17 protein-coding genes and 1 rRNA gene are annotated in these 17,650 nt (G+C 69.9%); 15 read left to right on the top strand and 3 right to left on the bottom strand.

Features of this window, described 5'->3' with window-relative positions; all coding sequences use genetic code 11:
- The 10 genes from rrf to ABZ906_RS44160 all read left to right on the top strand — a co-directional run.
- Positions 1-92: ribosomal RNA gene (gene rrf, locus ABZ906_RS44205) — 5S ribosomal RNA — on the top strand; the annotation flags it as partial.
- Between the two features lie 63 nt (positions 93-155).
- Positions 156-800: an HAD family hydrolase gene (locus ABZ906_RS44200; RefSeq protein ID WP_361392852.1), complete on the top strand. Its 645-nt coding sequence runs from the start codon at positions 156-158 to the stop codon at positions 798-800.
- A 158-nt stretch (positions 801-958) separates the two neighbouring features.
- The gene (locus ABZ906_RS44195) at positions 959-1,690 is read left to right on the top strand and encodes a VC0807 family protein (protein ID WP_361392850.1); all 732 of its coding nucleotides are present in this window, start codon (positions 959-961) and stop codon (positions 1,688-1,690) included.
- Positions 1,691-1,762: 72 nt separating this feature from the next.
- On the top strand, positions 1,763-2,980 hold the full coding sequence (locus tag ABZ906_RS44190; RefSeq protein ID WP_361199395.1) for an MFS transporter: 1,218 nt from the start codon (positions 1,763-1,765) through the stop codon (positions 2,978-2,980).
- On the top strand, positions 2,931-4,106 hold the full coding sequence (locus ABZ906_RS44185; RefSeq protein WP_361199398.1) for an acetoin utilization protein AcuC: 1,176 nt from the start codon (positions 2,931-2,933) through the stop codon (positions 4,104-4,106). Before ABZ906_RS44190 ends, ABZ906_RS44185 begins: the two co-directional genes overlap by 50 nt.
- Before the next feature lie 105 nt (positions 4,107-4,211).
- Entirely contained in the window at positions 4,212-5,027 is an 816-nt protein-coding gene (locus tag ABZ906_RS44180; protein WP_361199401.1) for a phosphatase, read from the top strand.
- 132 nt (positions 5,028-5,159) lie between these two features.
- Positions 5,160-5,369, top strand: a complete 210-nt coding sequence (locus tag ABZ906_RS44175) for a helix-turn-helix domain-containing protein (protein ID WP_157869005.1) — start codon at positions 5,160-5,162, stop codon at positions 5,367-5,369.
- A 126-nt stretch (positions 5,370-5,495) separates the two neighbouring features.
- Entirely contained in the window at positions 5,496-5,594 is a 99-nt protein-coding gene (locus ABZ906_RS44170) for an AURKAIP1/COX24 domain-containing protein (RefSeq protein WP_003948845.1), read from the top strand.
- A 362-nt stretch (positions 5,595-5,956) separates the two neighbouring features.
- Positions 5,957-7,003: an NAD-dependent epimerase/dehydratase family protein gene (locus ABZ906_RS44165; RefSeq protein WP_361392848.1), complete on the top strand. Its 1,047-nt coding sequence runs from the start codon at positions 5,957-5,959 to the stop codon at positions 7,001-7,003.
- Positions 7,004-7,017: 14 nt separating this feature from the next.
- Positions 7,018-8,109 (top strand): lysophospholipid acyltransferase family protein, encoded by a 1,092-nt coding sequence (locus ABZ906_RS44160; RefSeq protein WP_361199408.1) that lies wholly within the window; start codon positions 7,018-7,020, stop codon positions 8,107-8,109.
- Positions 8,110-8,202: 93 nt separating this feature from the next.
- Here ABZ906_RS44160 and ABZ906_RS44155 read toward each other — a convergent pair whose 3' ends face one another.
- From ABZ906_RS44155 to ABZ906_RS44145, 3 genes are all read right to left on the bottom strand, one after another.
- A complete protein-coding gene (locus ABZ906_RS44155; protein ID WP_361392846.1) occupies positions 8,203-9,447 on the bottom strand; it encodes a DUF5667 domain-containing protein in 1,245 nt (414 codons plus the stop codon).
- 267 nt (positions 9,448-9,714) lie between these two features.
- Complete coding sequence (locus ABZ906_RS44150; RefSeq protein ID WP_361199413.1) at positions 9,715-10,506, bottom strand: ECF subfamily RNA polymerase sigma factor, BldN family; 792 nt, start codon at positions 10,504-10,506, stop codon at positions 9,715-9,717.
- A gap of 301 nt (positions 10,507-10,807) precedes the next feature.
- Positions 10,808-11,776, bottom strand: coding sequence for an HAD-IB family hydrolase (locus ABZ906_RS44145; RefSeq protein ID WP_361392844.1), 969 nt, complete (start codon positions 11,774-11,776; stop codon positions 10,808-10,810).
- Positions 11,777-11,912: 136 nt separating this feature from the next.
- On the opposite strand from ABZ906_RS44145, the gene ABZ906_RS44140 reads away from it, so the two are divergent.
- From ABZ906_RS44140 to ABZ906_RS44120, 5 genes are all read left to right on the top strand, one after another.
- Positions 11,913-12,191, top strand: a complete 279-nt coding sequence (locus tag ABZ906_RS44140) for a glutaredoxin family protein (RefSeq protein ID WP_361199418.1) — start codon at positions 11,913-11,915, stop codon at positions 12,189-12,191.
- A gap of 304 nt (positions 12,192-12,495) precedes the next feature.
- On the top strand, positions 12,496-13,251 hold the full coding sequence (locus tag ABZ906_RS44135) for a redox-sensing transcriptional repressor Rex (protein ID WP_361392842.1): 756 nt from the start codon (positions 12,496-12,498) through the stop codon (positions 13,249-13,251).
- A complete protein-coding gene (locus ABZ906_RS44130) occupies positions 13,248-14,999 on the top strand; it encodes a glutamyl-tRNA reductase (protein WP_361199424.1) in 1,752 nt (583 codons plus the stop codon). Before ABZ906_RS44135 ends, ABZ906_RS44130 begins: the two co-directional genes overlap by 4 nt.
- A complete protein-coding gene (gene hemC / locus ABZ906_RS44125) occupies positions 14,996-15,955 on the top strand; it encodes a hydroxymethylbilane synthase (protein ID WP_361392840.1) in 960 nt (319 codons plus the stop codon). The genes ABZ906_RS44130 and hemC overlap by 4 nt, the downstream gene beginning before the upstream one ends.
- Complete coding sequence (locus tag ABZ906_RS44120) at positions 15,952-17,610, top strand: bifunctional uroporphyrinogen-III C-methyltransferase/uroporphyrinogen-III synthase (protein ID WP_361199430.1); 1,659 nt, start codon at positions 15,952-15,954, stop codon at positions 17,608-17,610. The genes hemC and ABZ906_RS44120 overlap by 4 nt, the downstream gene beginning before the upstream one ends.
- The last annotated feature ends 40 nt before the right edge of the window (positions 17,611-17,650 follow it).

The following is a 17,650-nucleotide window of genomic DNA, read 5'->3' as shown; positions in this document are numbered from 1 at the left end:
CGCCCGGTTACATTCCGAACCCGGAAGCTAAGCCTCACAGCGCCGATGGTACTGCAGGGGGGACCCTGTGGGAGAGTAGGACGCCGCCGAACTATCATTGACGGGAGACCCCCGCACCTTATGGTGCGGGGGTTTTCTGCGTTTAGGGTCGGGTTATGCGATACGACCTGGTCATCTTCGACAATGACGGCGTCCTTGTGGACAGCGAGCCGCTCTCCAACACGATTCTTGCCGCCTATCTGACCGAGCTCGGCCACCCCACCACGTACGAGGACTCCCTGCGTGACTACATGGGGGCCGCCGTTCACCGCGTACACGATCTGGTTCTCGAGCGCAGTGGGCAGCGGTTGCCGGCGGATTTCGACGAGGCGTTCCACGCGCGGGTATTCGCCGCCTTCGAGCGTGAGCTTGAGCCCGTGGCGGGTGCCGTCGACGTGCTGGAAAAGCTGGTGGCCGGGGGAGTGCCGTACTGCCTGGCCTCGTCCGGGAGTCATGAGCGGATTCGGGTCGGGCATCGCAGGACCGGGCTCGACCGGTGGTTCGACGACGAGCGGATCTTCAGCTCCGAGGACGTGGGGAGGGGGAAGCCGGCGCCGGATCTCTTCCTCTACGCGGCCGAGCGCATGGGAGTGGCGCCCGGGAAGTGTGTGGTGGTCGAGGACAGTCCGCTGGGGGTCCAGGCGGCCCTGGCTGCCGGGATGGACGTCCTCGGGTTCACCGCCATGACGCCCGCCGAGCGGCTCACGGGCGCCACTGAACTCTTCGGGGACATGGGGGAGTTGGCTGACCTGCTCGTATGACGCTGCCATGGGTATCGGCCTGACATTTGTCACTGCCAGGTCCGGACGATCGTTTCTGTCGGCCGATGGGTGGTCGCGGCGAAGCTGAGTACGTCGAGAACGAACGGGACGCACTCAGTGACTGCGACAGTCACAGGGACGACGGAGGACCGATCACCATGAGCCAGCTCGTCACCACCACGGCCGCCGCAGGAGCCACGGAAGCCACAGGAGCCGCAGAGGCGGTCCCCGCGGAAGCCTCCGTCCGGCAGTCGCGCTGGGAGTCGCTCAAGCCGCTCGTGCTCGACGCGGCGGTGCCCACAGCCTCGTACTACCTGCTCAGCAAGGGGTTCGGCATGGGCACGATGGCGGCGCTCGCCTGGAGCAGTGTGGTGCCCGCCGGGCGGACGCTGTGGAGCGTGGTCAAGGACCGGCGCGTGAACGGGCTCGCGGCGCTCATCCTGGCTGCCAACGTCGTCGGGCTGCTGCTCAGCCTGGTGGCCGGTGACCCGCGGCTGATGCTGGCCAAGGACAGCGGGATCACCGCGACGATCGGCATCGCCGTGCTGGTGTCCGTGGCCGGCGGGCGGCCGTTGATGACCGCCGGGCTCAAGCCCTGGGTCACGAAGGGGAACCCGGTGCGGACCGCGGTGTGGGAGCGGCTGATCGCCGAGCGGGGGCGGTTCGCGCGGATGGAGCGGATGTTCTCGGTGTTCTGGGGCGTGGCGCTGTTCGGTGAGGCGGCGCTGCGGGCGGTGGGCGCCTACACGCTGCCCATCGACACCATGGTCTGGCTCGGGGGTGTGATCGCCGCGGTGACCATCACGGCGACGGTCATGGTGAGTGGCGCCCTGGTCGTCGACCCGATGGAGAAGAAGGTGACGAAGGAGGTCGCCGCGCTCGGGCGGTGAAGGAAAGACGCGGGGAATTGGTTGGGTGATCTATCTACCCACCGGTAGTCAGGGGTCCTACGCTCAGCAGCCATGACAGATGAGCTGCGGCGCGGCAGGGCCTCTTTGGCGTTCAGCTTCCTGGTGCAGGGCGTCACCTTCGCGTTGCTGGTCACGCGGATCCCCGCCATTCAGGATCGCTACGGGATATCCGACGGCCTGCTGCCCGTGTTCCTCGCCGCCGTGCCGATCCTCGCGGGGGTCGGGAGCGTGGGCACCGAGTGGCTGGTCAAGAGGGTGCGGCCCAGCCGTGTGCTGCGGTGGGCGCAGCCCGTGGTGCTCCTGGCGCTGCTCGGGGTCGGCGCGGGCGACGCCCTGTGGCAAGTGGGCGTGGCGCTCGGGGTGTTCGGGCTTGCGGTGGGGGCGCTCGACGCTTCCATGAACATGCTCGGGGTGAGTCTGCAGCGGACGTACGGGCGCAGCATCATGCTGGGGTTTCACGCGGCTTACAGCCTGGGCGGGATCGCGGGGGCGTCGATCGCGTGGGCGGGGGCGCACTGGGATCTGTCGCTCTTCGTCTCTTATCTGCCGGTGGTCGTGGTGTTGCTGCCTGCGGCGCTGGTGGGGAGCCGGTGGTACGTCGACGCAGATGGCGGCGGCGATGCGGGTGCCGCCGGTGAGGGCAAGGGCGGGCCCGTCGTCTTCAAGCTGCTCCTGCCGCTGTGCCTGGTGATGACCTTCGCGTACATCGGGGATTCGACCGTCTCCAACTGGAGCGCGAAGTACTTGCAGGACGTGCTCGGGAGTTCGGAGGAGGTCTCGACCGTCCCCTACAACGTCTACATGGTCATGACCCTGCTCGGGCGGGGGCTCGGGGATCTGGGCGTGCGGCGGTTCGGGGCCGTGGCGGTGGTGCGGGCCGGGTCGGTGGTGGCCGCTCTCGGGTTCGCGGTCGTGGCGGCGGCGCCCGGGGCGTGGACCGGGATTCTGGGCTTCACGGTGCTCGGGCTCGGGCTGTGTGTGATCGTTCCGCAGACGTTCGCCGCGGCCGGGCGGCTCTTTCCCGGGGCCTCGGATGCCGCTGTCGCGCGGCTCAATGTCTTCAACTATGTGGGCTTCCTGATCGGTTCTCCGCTGGTGGGGGCGCTCGGGGACGCCTGGAACTACCGCGCGGCGATGCTCGTGCCCATGGTGCTGGTGCTCGCGACCTTGTTGTACGCCCGTTCCTTCGCCCCGGGAGCGGACCGATACGGTGACGGGCATGAGCGGCCGCGCACAGCTGATGTGGGACGAGGCAGTAACGGGCTATGACTTCGGTCCTGAGCACCCCATGGACCCGGTCAGGCTCGCGCTGACCAGAAGTCTGGTCGGTGCCTTCGGGCTCGACCGTGAGGTGGAAGTCGTCGCGGCCAAGCGTGCCGGTGATTCGACGCTGCGGCTCGTGCACCGCGAGGACTATGTGGACGCGGTCAAGGCCGCCTCCGCCGATCCGGCGTCGGCGGACGGCAGCTACGGCCTCGGGACCATGGACGATCCCGCCTTCGCGGGGATGCACGAGGTGTCGTCGCTGATCGCCGGGCAGTCGGTGGGGGCGGCCGAGGCGGTGTGGCGCGGGGAAGCGCTGCACGCGGTGAACTTCGCGGGCGGGCTGCACCACGCGATGCCGGGGTCCGCTTCGGGGTTCTGTATCTACAACGACGCCGCGCTGGCCATCGCGCGGCTGCTCGAACTGGGCGCCGAGCGGGTCGCGTACGTGGATGTGGACGTGCACCACGGGGACGGGGTGCAGGCCGCCTTCTGGGACGATCCGCGGGTTCTGACGATCTCGATGCACGAGCATCCGCGGACGCTGTTTCCGCAGACCGGGTGGCCCGAGGAGACGGGGGCGGCCGGGGCTGCGGAGGGGTCGGCGGTGAATGTGGCCCTGCCGGCCGGGACCGGGGACGCGGGGTGGGTGCGGGCGTTCCATGCTGTCGTGCCGGAGTTGCTCGCGGAGTTCCGGCCGCAGGTGCTCGTCACTCAGCACGGGGCCGATACGCACTTCGAGGATCCGCTCGCCCACCTCGCCGTTTCGCTCGATGCGCAGCGGGCGGTGCAGGTGGCCTGCCATGACCTGGCGCACTCGTACGCCGAGGGGCGTTGGGTCGCTCTGGGCGGCGGCGGGTATGCCGTGGTGGATGTGGTGCCCCGGTCGTGGACGCATCTGACCGCCATTGCCGCGGGGCGGGAGATCGAGCCTTCGCAGATGATTCCGGAGGCTTGGCGGCAGGAAGTCTTCGCCCGTACCCGGCAGTTGGCTCCCGCGCGGATGAGTGATGGGCGCTGGCCCGTCTCCTGGGCGGACTGGTCCGAGGGATACGACCCCGCTGACCGGCTCGACCAGGCGGTGCTTGCTGCTCGCCGGGCGGCGTTTCCGTTGCGGGGGCTCCTGCCGTAGGGCAGCGGGCTGGCCGCATGTGAGAGTACGTCGCGTTAGCCCAACTGTGGGGGTTTTCCGGGGTTTTGGGGGTGGGCGTCCCGGTAATGCGCCAGCATCGAGCCCGTGTTGAGCACCGGAGCGTTGCGTGCGCATCTGTTGGCTGCTCGGTTGGCCGGGCCCGTGGCCACCTTGCGGGAAGAGAGCCTGCGGAGCTATCGGCTCTTCGCGGCCCGGGACCCCCGGATACTCCTGGGGCTCGACCCCGAGTGGAGTTGGGGCCCGGGCGACCTGCTGGGGCTGATGGCGGACAAGTGCGGGGTCTCCGCTGACCCGCGGCACACCTCGGGGGCCGATGTCATCGACCCCGAACGCACGCTGGCCGCGCTCGACGCCTTCGCCGAAAGGCTCGCGGACGCGGCGCGAAGGCGGATTCCCGTGCTTCTCGGGACAGGACATCCGCACCGTCTCCTCGGCTTCTACGCCGCGTTGGCGGACGCTTTGTCGGCGGCCGGGTGCACCGTCCTCACCCCCGCGCAGGGCGACAGTGTCGACATAACGACCCGGTTCGGCCTACGCACGTACAACCTTGACTACGTACAAGGAGTCGCGCTGGTGCGGGAACCCGGCGCGCGTCCCGCCGGGAGTGAGACCGGCGCACACACCCACTCCCCGCTCCCGGTTCGAGCCGCGCTCGCGGCCGCCGCGGGGGTCGGAGGGCTGCTTCCCGAGCTCGTCATCGGGGACCACGGATGGGTCTGCGGGGCAGGTCAGCTGGGGTTCGAGGCGATCGGTCTGGCGGATACGGACGATCCCGCGCTGTTCGTCGGAGAGGCCGAGGGGCAGGTGTCCGTCGTCGTTCCGCTTGATGACGCTGTGCGGTCTGATTACTACCGACCGCTTACTCGCTATGTACTCAATCGAGCGTGTCTGTCACAGTAGGCGGCCGATCGCTACTCCTCTTCCCCACTCGCATCATCCGCCCCTAGTCTGGGGAGTGAGCGCGCAGAGACGAAGAGTCACCGGAAGGGGAAGCCGGTGCCCGTCATGTGCGGAAGGTTCAGGTGGGGTGTCATGGCTGCAGACCAGAGGCCGCTGAACGAGGTTCAGTTCCTGACCGTGGCGGAAGTCGCCTCGGTGATGCGAGTGTCCAAGATGACCGTGTACCGCTTGGTGCACAGCGGTCATCTGCCCGCCATCCGGGTCGGGAGGTCCTTCCGGGTCCCGGAGCAGGCGGTTCACGAGTACCTCCGCGAGTCCTATGTAGGAGTCGAGGCGGGCTGATCGGAGTCGATCGATCCCCCTCGATTACGTCCCTCACCACGAGGCGGGTAGGCTAGGGCCGACGTAGGTCGTGTGGGCCCAGTCAGCTGCCCCGCACCGAGTGAAGAGAAGTGAGCGAGGGTAGTCGTGGGCTCTGTTATCAAGAAGCGGCGCAAGCGGATGGCCAAGAAGAAGCACCGCAAGCTGCTGAAGCGCACCCGCGTTCAGCGTCGCAACAAGAAGTAAGCGACAGCTGTACAGCGCGTACCGAAGCCCTCCCGTCATCCGGCGGGAGGGCTTCGGCGTTTTCGGGGTACTCGCCTGGTTGTCCGCGAAAACCGCCCGGGGCGTCTTCCGGCCGGTTTTCGCGCCGTACCGGAGCGCCCGGGGGCTTGTTTCGAACGTACCCTCTGGGCAGGATGTGCGTCCCGATCCGGCGTACGTCCTGGTCTGGGCATAGGGCCAGGTCCGTGCACCTGTGTTGGGGCTGTCGTCACTTCCTGCATCGGGCGGTCATCACAGCGCAACATCGACCCGCTAGCGTGTGCCAGGAGAGAAATGTTGGGGCGCGGCAGGACTTCAAGGGCTGGGGAAGGCAGGCGCTGATCTTGGGCAAGGTCGTGCTCGTGACCGGGGTGGCCCGACAACTGGGCGGGCGGTTCGTCCGCCGCGCGCTGCGGGACCCCGAGGTCGACCGGGTGGTCGCCGTGGACGCGGTTCCCCCGGAGCACCATCTGGGCGGCGCCGACTTCGTCCAGGCCGACATCCGGCAGCCCGCGATAGCGAAGGTGTTGGCCGAGTTCTCCGTCGACACGGTCGTGCACATGGACGTCACGGGCACCGCGCTGGCCGGCGGCAATCGCGGCTCGCTGAAGGAAACCAACGTCATCGGCACCATGCAGCTGCTCGGTGCCTGCCAGAAGTCGCCCACGGTCAAGCGGCTCGTGGTGAAGTCGAGCACCAATGTGTACGGCTCCGCGCCGCGCGACCCCGCGGTCTTCACCGAGACGACCCCGCCGAAGTCGCTGCCGAGCGGCGGCTTCGCCAAGGACACCGTCGAGGTCGAGGGCTACGTACGCGGATTCGCGCGCCGCCGCCCGGACGTGGCGGTCTGCGTGCTGCGCTTCGCCAACATCCTGGGCCCCACGGCGGACTCCCCGCTCTCCGAGTACTTCTCGCTGCCGGTCCTGCCGACCGTTTTCGGCTACGACCCGCGGCTGCAGTTCGTGCACGAGGACGACGCGATCGAGGTGCTTCGCCTCGGGGCGCGCGAGCCCGAGCGCGGCACGCTCAACAGCGGCACGTTCAACATCGCGGGCGACGGTCTGCTGCTGCTCTCGCAGTGCGCGCGGCGCCTGGGGCGTCCGACGCTGCCGGTGTTCATGCCCGCGGTCACCTGGGTCGGCCAGGCGCTGCGCACCCTGGGCGCGACGGACTTCTCGCCCGAGCAGATCAGGCTGCTCACCCATGGCCGGGTCGTCGCCACCCGGCAGATGCGCGAGACACTGGGCTTCAGCCCCAAGTACACGACCGCGGAGACCTTCGCGGACTTCGTACGCAGTCGGGGTCCGGGACTTCTGCCGCCGCAGGCCGTCGCGGGGGCCATCGACCGGATCGCCACACTGCCCTTCGCGGGCAACCAGAGCGCCAACTGAGGAGAGCGTCAACGATGGCGGACGCCAAGGTCATTCCGTTCGACGACGACCGGTCGCGCGCGGGTGCGCAGCGCCCGGCGCGGCGCAGGGGCGCGACGGGAGCTGCCCGGCGCAAGAACGATCCGGCAGCCGTGCGTGAGGTCACGGCCATGCCGGGCAAGCAGGACGGGGAGCCGCAGGTGGAAGGGGCCGAGCCGCAGCCTTCGCGGCAGGAGGCCGCCGGGCCGGGGGCGGCGGCCGGGGCCGCACCGGAGCCGCGGCAGGGCGGCGGCCTGGAGCGGCGTATCGCGGGAGGCCTCGCGTTCCTGCGCCGGCGGCTCACGGGCGACTACGAGGTCGACGACTTCGGTTACGACGAGGAGCTCACCGACCAGGTCCTGATGTCCATGGTGCGGCCGCTCTACGAGAAGTACTTCCGCGTCGAGGTGAAGGGCATCGAGAACATCCCGTCCGAGGGCGGGGCGCTGATCGTCTCCAACCACTCCGGGACGCTGCCGCTCGACGGCCTGATGATGCAGGTCGCCGTGCACGACAACCACCCCGAGGGGCGGCATCTGCGGCTGCTCGCGGCGGACCTCGTCTTCATGCTGCCGGTGGTCAACGAACTGGCGCGCAAGGCGGGGCACACCCTGGCGTGCGCCGAGGACGCCGAGCGGCTGCTGGAGCGGGGTGAGCTTGTCGGGGTGATGCCGGAGGGGTTCAAGGGCATCGGGAAGCCGTTCAGCGAGCGCTACAAGCTCCAGCGGTTCGGGCGTGGCGGGTTCGTCTCCACCGCCCTGCGTGCGGGGACGCCGATCGTTCCGTGCTCGATCGTGGGGGCGGAGGAGATCTACCCGATGATCGGCAACGCGAAGACGCTGGCGCGGGTGCTCGGCTTCCCCTACTTCCCGATCACGCCCACGTTCCCTTGGCTCGGGCCGCTGGGGGCGTTGCCGCTGCCGACGAAGTGGACGATTCAGTTCGGGGAGCCGATTCCCACGGACGGATATCCGCCGGAGGCGGCCGAGGACCCGATGCTGATGTTCAACCTGACCGATCAGGTGCGGGAGCAGATTCAGCACACGCTCTACAAGCTGCTCGTGCAGCGCCGGTCGGTCTTCTTCTGAGGGCTGATGGGGGGCCGATGAGGGGTTGATGAGGGCCGAAAACGAGCGCCGGGGGTCTGATGCATCAGACCCCCGGCGCTCGTTCTCAGCTGGCTACTTCGCGTCCTCCTCGTCGATCCCCAGGCCCGGCAGCAAGCCGGGGAGGATCGGAGGCACCGTGACGTCGGGCTTCGGGGCCGGGGTCTCCTTGCCCTTGCCGGACGAATCGCCGCTCGACGGGCTGCTCGGCGTCGTGTCGGACTTCGGGGGGTCCAGGAGGCCGCCCGTGTTCCCGCCCAGCAAGCCGTCGTCCTCGCCCTTGTCCGGTGCCGACGGGCGGGGCTCGCCCTTGTCGGCGCTCGCACCGTCCCGCGGCGAGGAATCCGGGGCCGAGGGGCTGTCCGGGGCCGAGGAGCCGGAGTAGCCGCCCTGGCTCGGCCGGTCGGTGGTGTCGCCCTTTTCCGGGGTGCGGGGGAAGAGGGAGCGGAGGGGGTCCACTTCCTGGTCCATCGCGTCGAAGACCGAGTTCACCTGCTCGCCCACGTCGCCGAGCTGGACGGGCAGCCTGCTCTGCAGGTCGCGCCAGCTTCTGCGGTGTGACTCGGAGAAGGCGGACAGGGTCTGCATGGGACCGAGCGAGCCGTCGCGTTCGTACGCCTCGTGGAGCAGGCGGTGGCCTTCCGTGGCGTCGTGCCGCATGCCGGAGAGGGCGCGCCTGATTTCGCCGAGGGATTCGTGGTCGAGCTCGCCGGAGCGGCCCCGCTCCATCAGCCGGCGGGCTTCGTTCAGGCGGGTCGAGGCGTGGTCGAGATAGATCCCGCCCTTGTCGCTCTCGCCGTCGGCCATGCCGAGCTTGAGGTCCTCCATGCCGCGCTTGAGGCCGTACAGCGAATCGCCCGGCAGCGCGTCGGAGCTGGCGGCGGCCACTCCGCTGAACGCTCCTGCGGCCACGCCGACGGTGAGCCCGCCCGCGGCGATGCCCTTCGACAGTCTGGAGCGCGGCTTCAGTTTGCGCAGTCCCGTGGCCCGGTGCGCGCCCTTGCGGGACCGCTGTTCGGGCACCGAGGTGCCGATGGTCCCACCGCCCGCGGCCGTGCCCTCCAGGAGCATGGCTTCCATGGCGGCTACGAGCTGGGCCCGCTGGACCACTTTGACCTCGGGATCCAGCTCCGGCTTCGGCAGTTCGCCGAGGCCGTTCGTGAGCGTCAACATCTGCTCCTGCGCCGTCTTCTCGGACGGCGCGGGATCGGGTGTGACTGGACCTTCGGTCTGCTCGGCCGCCGGGCCCTGGTCGGATTGCTCCTCAAGGGCTTGGGCGAAGGCGTTCGCCCGCCGGTGTGCCGATACGTTCGCGATCACTGGCGGCACCTCCTCTCGTCATGACGGTCGACTCCCCAGGGGGTCCTGAGGGTTGCACGACCTGAGTACATCCACACGATCGAGTGAGTGGAGGTAATCAGGGGGCGACCACAGGGAGCCTGCATCCCGCACAACGAGCGTCGCGGCACTTGGGTTACGGACGGAGGATGATCGGACCGCCCTAATTCCGCGACGGCCATCTGGCCGCCACGGAGGGTCAGTTGGCGACTCCGCACGGCTACAGAGGGCTATCGGCGGGGTGCGGCGTTAGCGCGCGTCGTCCGGCAGGAGCCGGGCGAGGGTACGGACCGCGCGGTACTGGAGGGTCTTGATCGCGCCCTCGTTCTTGCCCATCACCCGAGCGGTCTCGGCGACCGAGAGGCCTTGCAGGAAGCGCAGGGTCACGCACTCCTGCTGCTGGGGGTTGAGGCGGCGCACGGCGTCGAGCAGTGCGGCGTTGGAGAGGGACTCCAGGACGGAGTCCTCGGGGCTGCGCTCGACCTCGTTCGCGTCGAGCATTTCGCCGGTGGTCACTTCGAGGCGGAATCGGCTCGATTTGAAGTGGTCGGCGACCAGGTTGCGGGCGATGGTGACCAGCCAGGCGCCGAAGTCGCGGCCCTGCCAGGTGAACGTGCTGATGCGGCGCAGGGCGCGCAGAAAGGTCTCGCTGGTGAGGTCCTCGGCGGTCGCCTTGCCGCCGACGCGGTAGTAGATATAGCGGTAGACCGTGTCGCTGTACTGGTCGTAGAGACGGCCGAAGGCGTCGGACTCGCCCGCCTGGGCGCGTTCGACGAGGTCCATCATGCGGGCGCTGTCGCTGTCCGCGGCGGGACGGCGGTGGGTGGGGGTTGAGGTGGCGGCAGAGGCGGAACGGGCCCGTCTGCTGACCGCCGCGCCGCTGTCCGCCAGGGCGTAGAGCGGCCCGGCGGGTGTGGGGACGGCAAATGCGGGGACGGCGGGGCCGGCGTACGCGGTGGGGACGAAGCCGCGCAAGCGGTCGGCGACCGTTGCGCGCAGCGTAGCCAGGCCCGAGGCGTCAACCCCGACGTGTGGGTACACGGGACTCCCAGAGGCAGAGCTTCCATCACGTGCAGTGCGGAACCGTTCACCCGTCGTAGCGACGTGTGGGGTCCGTAATGCGTCTGAGGAGAATAACGCTTCGTACAGGCGGCACTACACCCAGTTGCTCAAATCACCGATTACGTCGCTTCTGTTATCGGTCGATGCCCGTTCAAGTAGCGCACAGTGATCGCTTGTTGATCGAAATGGGTCACATTCCGGCTAAGCGAGGTGCGTGTTGTGGTCGACTGCTACCAACGTGACTGGCGGGAGCCGGGGCGGGGTATGAGCGAGAGAATGTTCAGTGGCGGCGGCGGTGCAGGGCGATGGCCGCGGCCGTGCCGCCCGCCAGGGCGCCGACGCCCGCCGCGGCCGGGATACCGACCTTCGCGGCCTTGCGGCCGGTGCGGTAGTCCCGCAGGCGCCAGTCCCGCTCGCGCGCGTGCTTGCGCAGCTTGGCGTCGGGATTGATCGCGTACGGATGCCCGACGAGCGACAGCATCGGGATGTCGTTGTGCGAATCGCTGTACGCCGCGCAGCGGGCCAGGTCCAGGCCCTCCGCCGAAGCCAGGGCCCGTACCGCCTCGGCCTTCGCGGGGCCGTGCAGGGGCTCGCCGACGAGCTTTCCCGTATAGATGCCGTCCATGGACTCGGCGACCGTGCCGAGCGCGCCGGTCAGGCCCAGGCGGCGGGCGATGATCGTCGCGGTCTCCACCGGGGCGGCCGTGACCAGCCAGACCTTCTGGCCGGCGTCGAGGTGGGCCTGGGCCAGGGCGCGCGTGCCGGGCCAGATGCGCTCGGCCATGTACTCGTCGTAGATCTCCTCGCCGATGGACATCAGCTCGGCGACGCGGTGGCCCTTGACGATGGACAGGGCGCTGTCGCGGGCGTCCTGCATGTGCTCGGGGTCCTCGACGCCCGCGAGCCTGAACCACGCCTGCTGCCAGGCGAATCTGGCGAGCTCCTGGCGCTCGAAGAACTTCCGCTTGTAGAGGCCGCGGCCGAAGTGGAAGATCGCGGCGCCCTGCATCACGGTGTTGTCGAGGTCGAAGAAGGCAGCCGCCTTGTCGTCGCCGACGACCGGGAACTCCGGCTCGGCGGGCTCCGGTGGAGCGGGTTCCTCCGCGACGGCCGCGGCTGCCGCGGCCTCGTCGAGTGCCTCCAGCTCCTGGGAGGACTTGCGCGCTGCCTCAGCCGAGGCCTCGCCTGCCAACACGCTCCGCGCGGTGGCGGAGCGCCTACGGGGGGTGAGCCATCCGAGAGCGGCCATGTCGTGAGCATAGCTAGTTCGTTCGGTCGTTCCGGAGTCGGCAGGATTCCGTGCTGTGAACTCTCCGCGACCGCACCGTTAAACGTGCGGGCAAATGGCGGGCCGTGCGGCGCGTCGGCGGGGCGAGAATGGTGTCATGAGCCCGATTTTCCGCCGTACGGAGAAGAAGAAGCCGCAGGAGCGGACCGTCACCTTGATCGGCAAGCCCGGCTGCCATCTGTGTGATGACGCACAGCTGGTGATCGAGAAGGTCTGCGGCGAGCTGGAGGTCGCGTGGGAGAAGAAGGACATCACGCAGGACGAAGAGCTCAACCGGGCCTACTGGGAACAGATCCCGGTGGTTCTGGTCGACGGCGAGCAGCACACCTTCTGGCGCGTGGACGAAGACCGGCTGCGTCGCGCGCTCGCTCCGTAGTCCGAAACGTCACTGACCGACGAGTACAAACGGCCCGAATGGTCCCTTAGGATCGTGGGCGGTTTGGTCTCGGGGGCGATGATCGTGAGGAGAGTGTGCGGTTTTGCCCCCATCAAATGAGCAACGCCGCCCCCTGCGCGCCGGTTCCAGGAATGCGCGCCCGGGGCGCGTGACCCCGGTCACGTTGGCCGGGCAAATCGGACACTATCTTTGTGCACGCGTTCACAAAGACATAGCCTGCATTCGACGGGGCGGTCTGGGGACGTGTGACCGCCTGCAGCCCCGCTCTACCCGCAGGAGCACCGTGGCAACTGGCCGAACTCACCGACCGGCGACCCGCAGCCGAGGGATTCCCGAGGCCACCGTCGCCAGGCTTCCGCTGTACCTCCGAGCCCTCACCGCACTGTCGGAGCGCTCGGTGCCCACGGTCTCCTCCGAGGAGCTCGCGGCCGCCGCGGGGGTCAACTCCGCGAAGCTGCGCAAGGACTTCTCCTACCTCGGTTCCTACGGGACGCGCGGCGTGGGCTACGACGTCGAGTACCTCGTCTACCAGATCTCGCGCGAGCTCGGCCTGACCCAGGACTGGCCCGTGGTGATCGTCGGTATCGGTAACCTCGGTGCGGCGCTCGCCAATTACGGCGGGTTCGCCTCGCGCGGCTTCCGGGTCGCCGCGCTGATCGACGCCGACCCCGCGATGGCGGGCACGCCCGTCGCGGGCATGCCGGTGCAGCACACGGACGACCTCGAAAAGATCATCAGCGACAACGGCGTCTCCATCGGCGTCATCTCCACCCCGGCGGGCGCCGCCCAGCAGGTCTGCGAGCGGCTCGTCGCCGCCGGTGTGACCTCGATCCTGAACTTCGCGCCCACCGTTCTCTCCGTGCCCGACGGCGTCGACGTACGCAAGGTGGACCTCTCCATCGAGCTGCAGATCCTCGCCTTCCACGAGCAGCGCAAGGCCGGCGAGGAAGCCTCGGACGACGGTGCCGTGCCGCCCTCCGCCGCCAAGCAGCAGCGCAAAGGACCCGACGGGGACGTCCCCGCCGTGATGCCGGCATGAGTCTCCTCGTCGTAGGGCTGAGCCACCGCAGCGCCCCGGTGAGCGTGCTGGAGCGCGCCGCCCTGGCCGCCGACGCGCAGGCCAAGCTGCTCCAGGACACGCTCGCCGCCGAGCCCGCCGCCGAAGCGGCCGTGCTCGCCACCTGCAACCGCATCGAGCTGTACGCCGACGTGGACAAGTTCCACGCGGGCGTCGCCGAGCTGTCCACGCTGCTCGCCCAGCACAGCGGCGTCGGCCTGGAAGAGCTCACTCCTTATCTCTACGTCCACTACGAGGACCGAGCCGTCCACCACCTGTTCTCGGTGGCCTGCGGCCTGGACTCGATGGTCGTCGGCGAGGGCCAGATCCTCGGCCAGATCAAGGACACCCTCGCGCGCGCCCAGGAACTGCACACCGCCGGGCGCCTCCTCAACGACCTCTTCCAGCAGGCCCTGCGGGTCGGCAAGCGCGCGCACTCGGAGACCGGCATCGACCGGGCCGGGCAGTCGCTCGTGACCTTCGGCCTCGAACAGCTCGCCGGGCGCGAACCGGTCGAGACCTGGGTCAAGGGCAAGCGCGCCCTGGTCATCGGCGCCGGATCCATGTCCTCGCTCGCCGCGGCCACCCTCGCGCGCGCCGGGATCGAAGAAGTCGTCGTCGCCAACCGCACCCTTGAGCGGGCGCACCGCCTGGCCGAGATCCTGACCGCGGGCGCCACGGGCACCGTCGCGCGCGCCGTGCCGATGGACGAGGTGGCGGCCGAACTGACACGTGCAGATGTCGCCGTGTCGTGCACCGGCGCCACAGGCCTCGTGCTGACCGGCGAAGCCGTCGCGGCCTCGGTCGCGGACCGCGCGGGCGCACCCGTCGCGGTGGGCGCACCGGCACCGCGCGTACCGGCGACCGGCTCCGCGGCCTCCTCCGCCCCGTACGACACCGACACCGCCCCCGACACCGACGAGGCGTGCCCGCTCGGGCTCTCCGGCGACGGTGCGGCCGTACCCCGCGGCGTCGGCTTCTCCGTCATGGGCGAGGACGCCGTGGCCGGGATGGACGCCGCGACCCTCGAACAGCACGCGGCCTGGGTGGACAACGCGCCCGCCGCGCGCCGCCACGACCCGCAGAGCGAGACCGACACGATCACCGCGCTCGCCGCGGCCGTGGCCGCCACCGGACGGGTGCCCGAGCTGCGCCGCCGCCCCTCGCTCGTCGAGACGGGCAACGTCCTGCTCGCGCTGCTCGACCTGGCCATGCCCCGCGACATCGACGCCGCCGTGCACCGCATCGAAGGCGTACGCCTCGTCGACATCGAGTCGCTCGCCGACGCGTCCGCCGACGCACCGATGGCCGACGACGTGGAGCAGGTCCGCGCGATCGTCTCCGACGAGGTCGCCGCCTTCGGCGCCGCGCAGCGGGCCGCGCACATCACGCCGACCGTGGTCGCCCTGCGCACCATGGCCGCCGACGTCGTCGCGAGCGAGATCGCGCGGCTCGACGGACGGCTCCCCGGACTTGACCAGAAGGAGCGCGCGGAGATCACCCAGACCGTCCGCCGCGTCGTCGACAAACTGCTGCACGCACCCACCGTGCGGGTCAAGCAGCTGGCCGGCGAGCCCGGCGGCGCCGGGTACGCGGACGCGCTGCGCACCCTCTTCGACCTCGACCCGCAGACGGTCGCCGCCGTCAGCAGGGCCGACAAGATCAACGAATCCACTGATCAGACCGATCAGAACGCACCGCAATCAGATCCGAATCGAGGCCGGGCATGACCGAGAGGGCACTCAGGCTCGGGACACGGCGCAGCAAGCTGGCCATGGCCCAGTCCGGGCAAGTGGCCGATACCGTACGCCGGTTGACCGGCCGCCCCGTAGAGCTCGTGGAGATCACGACGTACGGCGATACGTCCCGTGAGCACCTGGCGCAGATCGGCGGCACCGGCGTCTTCGTGACCGCGCTGCGCGACGCGCTGCTCGGCGGCGAGGTCGACTTCGCCGTGCACTCGCTGAAGGACCTGCCGACCGCGCAGCCGGACGACCTGGCCCTGGCCGCGGTGCCGCCGCGCGAGGACCCCCGTGACGTGCTCATCGCGCGCGACGGCCTGACCTTCCCGGAGCTGACGAGCGGCGCACGCATCGGCACGGGCTCGCCCCGCCGCATGGCGCAGCTCAACGCCTACGCACGTAACCACGGGATCGCCATAGAGACCGTGCCGATCCGCGGGAACATCGACACCCGCATCGGATTCGTGCACAAGGGCGAGCTCGACGCCGTCGTGCTCGCCGCCGCCGGACTTCACCGCGTCGGCAGGATCGACGAGGTGACCGACTTCCTGTCGGTCGACACAGTTCTGCCCGCCCCCGGCCAGGGGGCACTGGCGATCGAATGCGCCGCGTCCGACGCGTCGCTGACCGCCGCGCTCGCCGAGCTCGACGACCCGTACACCCGGGCCGCCGTGACCGCCGAGCGGTCCCTGCTCGCCGCCCTGGAGGCCGGCTGCAGCGCACCTGTGGGAGCGCTGGCCGACCTGTTGGCCGACGGGCAGATTGTCAAGGAAATGCGCCTGCGCGGCGTCGTCGGGGCAACCGACGGCTCGGCGCTGGTGCAGCTGTCCACCACCGGTCCCGTGCCCGAGACGCATGACCAAGCCTTGGCGCTCGGCCGTGAACTCGCTGCCGAGATGCTTGCCAAGGGCGCGGCCGGTCTGATGGGGGAGCGAGCACTTTGAGCCCCACCTCGAACCTTCCCGGCCTTCCCGCACACGGGCACGTCACCTTCCTTGGTGCCGGACCCGGAGATCCGGGACTACTCACGCTGCGCGCCGTGGAGGCGCTGGCCCGAGCGGACGTACTGATCGCCGAGCCGGATGTGCTCGACGTCGTTCGCGCGCATGCCAGGGGAGGTGTGGACACACCTCGGCCAGGGGCAGTTGACGACGCATCAGCGATCGCCGAAGCGTCTTCTGTGCGAGCCGCGACCAATCTTGTCATGGAGGCGGCGAGGGGCGGCAAGCGGGTCGTACGTGCCGTCAGCGGCGACGTCGGCCTCGACACGTACGCGGCCGAGGAGATGCTCGCCTGCGCCTCCGAGGGCATCTCCTTCGAAGTCGTGCCCGGCATCGCGGCGGCGGTCGGTGTACCCGCCTACGCCGGTGTCCCGCTGCGCGACGCACAGGGCACGGACGTGCGTTTCGTCGACGCGCGCACCGCGTCCGACCGCTGCTGGAGCGAGGTGGGGGCGTCCGACGGGACCCTGGTCGTGTCGACGTCCCTGGACTCCGTGGCGTCGGCCGCCGGTGAACTGGTGTCCTCCGGGCGCAAGCCGGACACCCCGATGACGGTCACCATCGCCGGTACGACGACGCGTCAGCGCACGTGGCAGGCGACCCTGGGCACCATCGCGCAGGTCCTCAAGCAGGCGAAGGTGCTGCCCTCGCCCGACGGGGGACAGCCGGTCATAGCCGTGGTCGGTGAGCGGTCCGCCGCCGCCCAGCGCGACCAGCTGTCGTGGTTCGAGTCGAAGCCGCTCTTCGGGTGGCGGGTGCTCGTCCCGCGTACGAAGGAGCAGGCGGCCTCGCTCTCCGACCAGCTGAGCTCCTACGGCGCGGTGCCCCATGAGGTGCCGACCATCGCCGTGGAGCCGCCCCGCACGCCGCAGCAGATGGAGCGCGCGGTCAAGGGGCTCGTCACGGGCCGCTACGAGTGGATCGCCTTCACCAGCGTCAACGCTGTCAAGGCGGTGCGCGAGAAGTTCGAGGAGTACGGGCTCGACGCGCGCGCCTTCGCCGGGATCAAGGTCGCGGCGGTGGGCGAGCAGACGGCCGCGGCGCTGATCGCCTTCGGCGTGAAGCCCGACCTGGTGCCCAGCGGCGAGCAGTCGGCCGCCGGTCTCCTGGAGGACTGGCCGCCGTACGACCCCGTCTTCGACCCGATCGACCGGGTCTTCCTGCCGCGGGCCGACATCGCCACGGAGACCCTGGTCGCCGGGCTCATCGACCTCGGGTGGGAGGTCGACGACGTGACCGCCTACCGGACCGTGCGCGCGTCGCCGCCCCCGGCGGACACGCGCGAGGCGATCAAGGGCGGCGGGTTCGACGCGGTGCTCTTCACGTCCTCGTCGACCGTGCGGAACCTGGTCGGCATCGCGGGCAAGCCGCACAACGTGACCGTCATCGCGTGTATCGGCCCCGCCACCGCCAAGACCGCGGAGGAGCACGGGCTCCGGGTGGACGTGATGGCTCCGGAGCCGTCCGTCCACAAGCTCGCCGAGGCGCTTGCCGAGTTCGGCACCCGGCGCAGGCTCTCCGCCCTGGAGGCGGGGGACCCCGTCACCCGGCCCAGCGAGCGGCGTCCCGGATCCCGTAGGCGGCGTGCGGCACCCTGAGTGCCGGGCGTACCGTGAATCACCGGCTTCGCCGAGTTCG

The sequence above is a fragment of the Streptomyces sp. NPDC046925 genome, assembly GCF_040644915.1.
In the GTDB taxonomy this organism is placed as follows: Bacteria; Actinomycetota; Actinomycetes; order Streptomycetales; family Streptomycetaceae; genus Streptomyces.
The sequence above is the reverse complement of the archived record's forward strand: the minus strand, read 5'-3'. Positions and strand labels throughout refer to the sequence as shown.

Excerpts from the sequence above, each read along its gene's own strand:
- ABZ906_RS44195 (WP_361392850.1), top strand. The coding sequence starts at position 959 with ATGAGCCAGCTCGTCACCACCACGGCCGCCGCAGGAGCCACGGAAGCC.
- ABZ906_RS44175 (WP_157869005.1), top strand. The coding sequence starts at position 5,160 with ATGGCTGCAGACCAGAGGCCGCTGAACGAGGTTCAGTTCCTGACCGTG.
- hemC (WP_361392840.1), top strand. The coding sequence starts at position 14,996 with ATGACCGAGAGGGCACTCAGGCTCGGGACACGGCGCAGCAAGCTGGCC.
- ABZ906_RS44145 (WP_361392844.1), bottom strand. The coding sequence starts at position 11,776 with ATGGCCGCTCTCGGATGGCTCACCCCCCGTAGGCGCTCCGCCACCGCG.
- ABZ906_RS44140 (WP_361199418.1), top strand. The coding sequence starts at position 11,913 with ATGAGCCCGATTTTCCGCCGTACGGAGAAGAAGAAGCCGCAGGAGCGG.
- ABZ906_RS44200 (WP_361392852.1), top strand. The coding sequence starts at position 156 with ATGCGATACGACCTGGTCATCTTCGACAATGACGGCGTCCTTGTGGAC.
- ABZ906_RS44130 (WP_361199424.1), top strand. The coding sequence starts at position 13,248 with ATGAGTCTCCTCGTCGTAGGGCTGAGCCACCGCAGCGCCCCGGTGAGC.
- ABZ906_RS44190 (WP_361199395.1), top strand. The coding sequence starts at position 1,763 with ATGACAGATGAGCTGCGGCGCGGCAGGGCCTCTTTGGCGTTCAGCTTC.
- ABZ906_RS44185 (WP_361199398.1), top strand. The coding sequence starts at position 2,931 with ATGAGCGGCCGCGCACAGCTGATGTGGGACGAGGCAGTAACGGGCTAT.
- ABZ906_RS44160 (WP_361199408.1), top strand. The coding sequence starts at position 7,018 with ATGGCGGACGCCAAGGTCATTCCGTTCGACGACGACCGGTCGCGCGCG.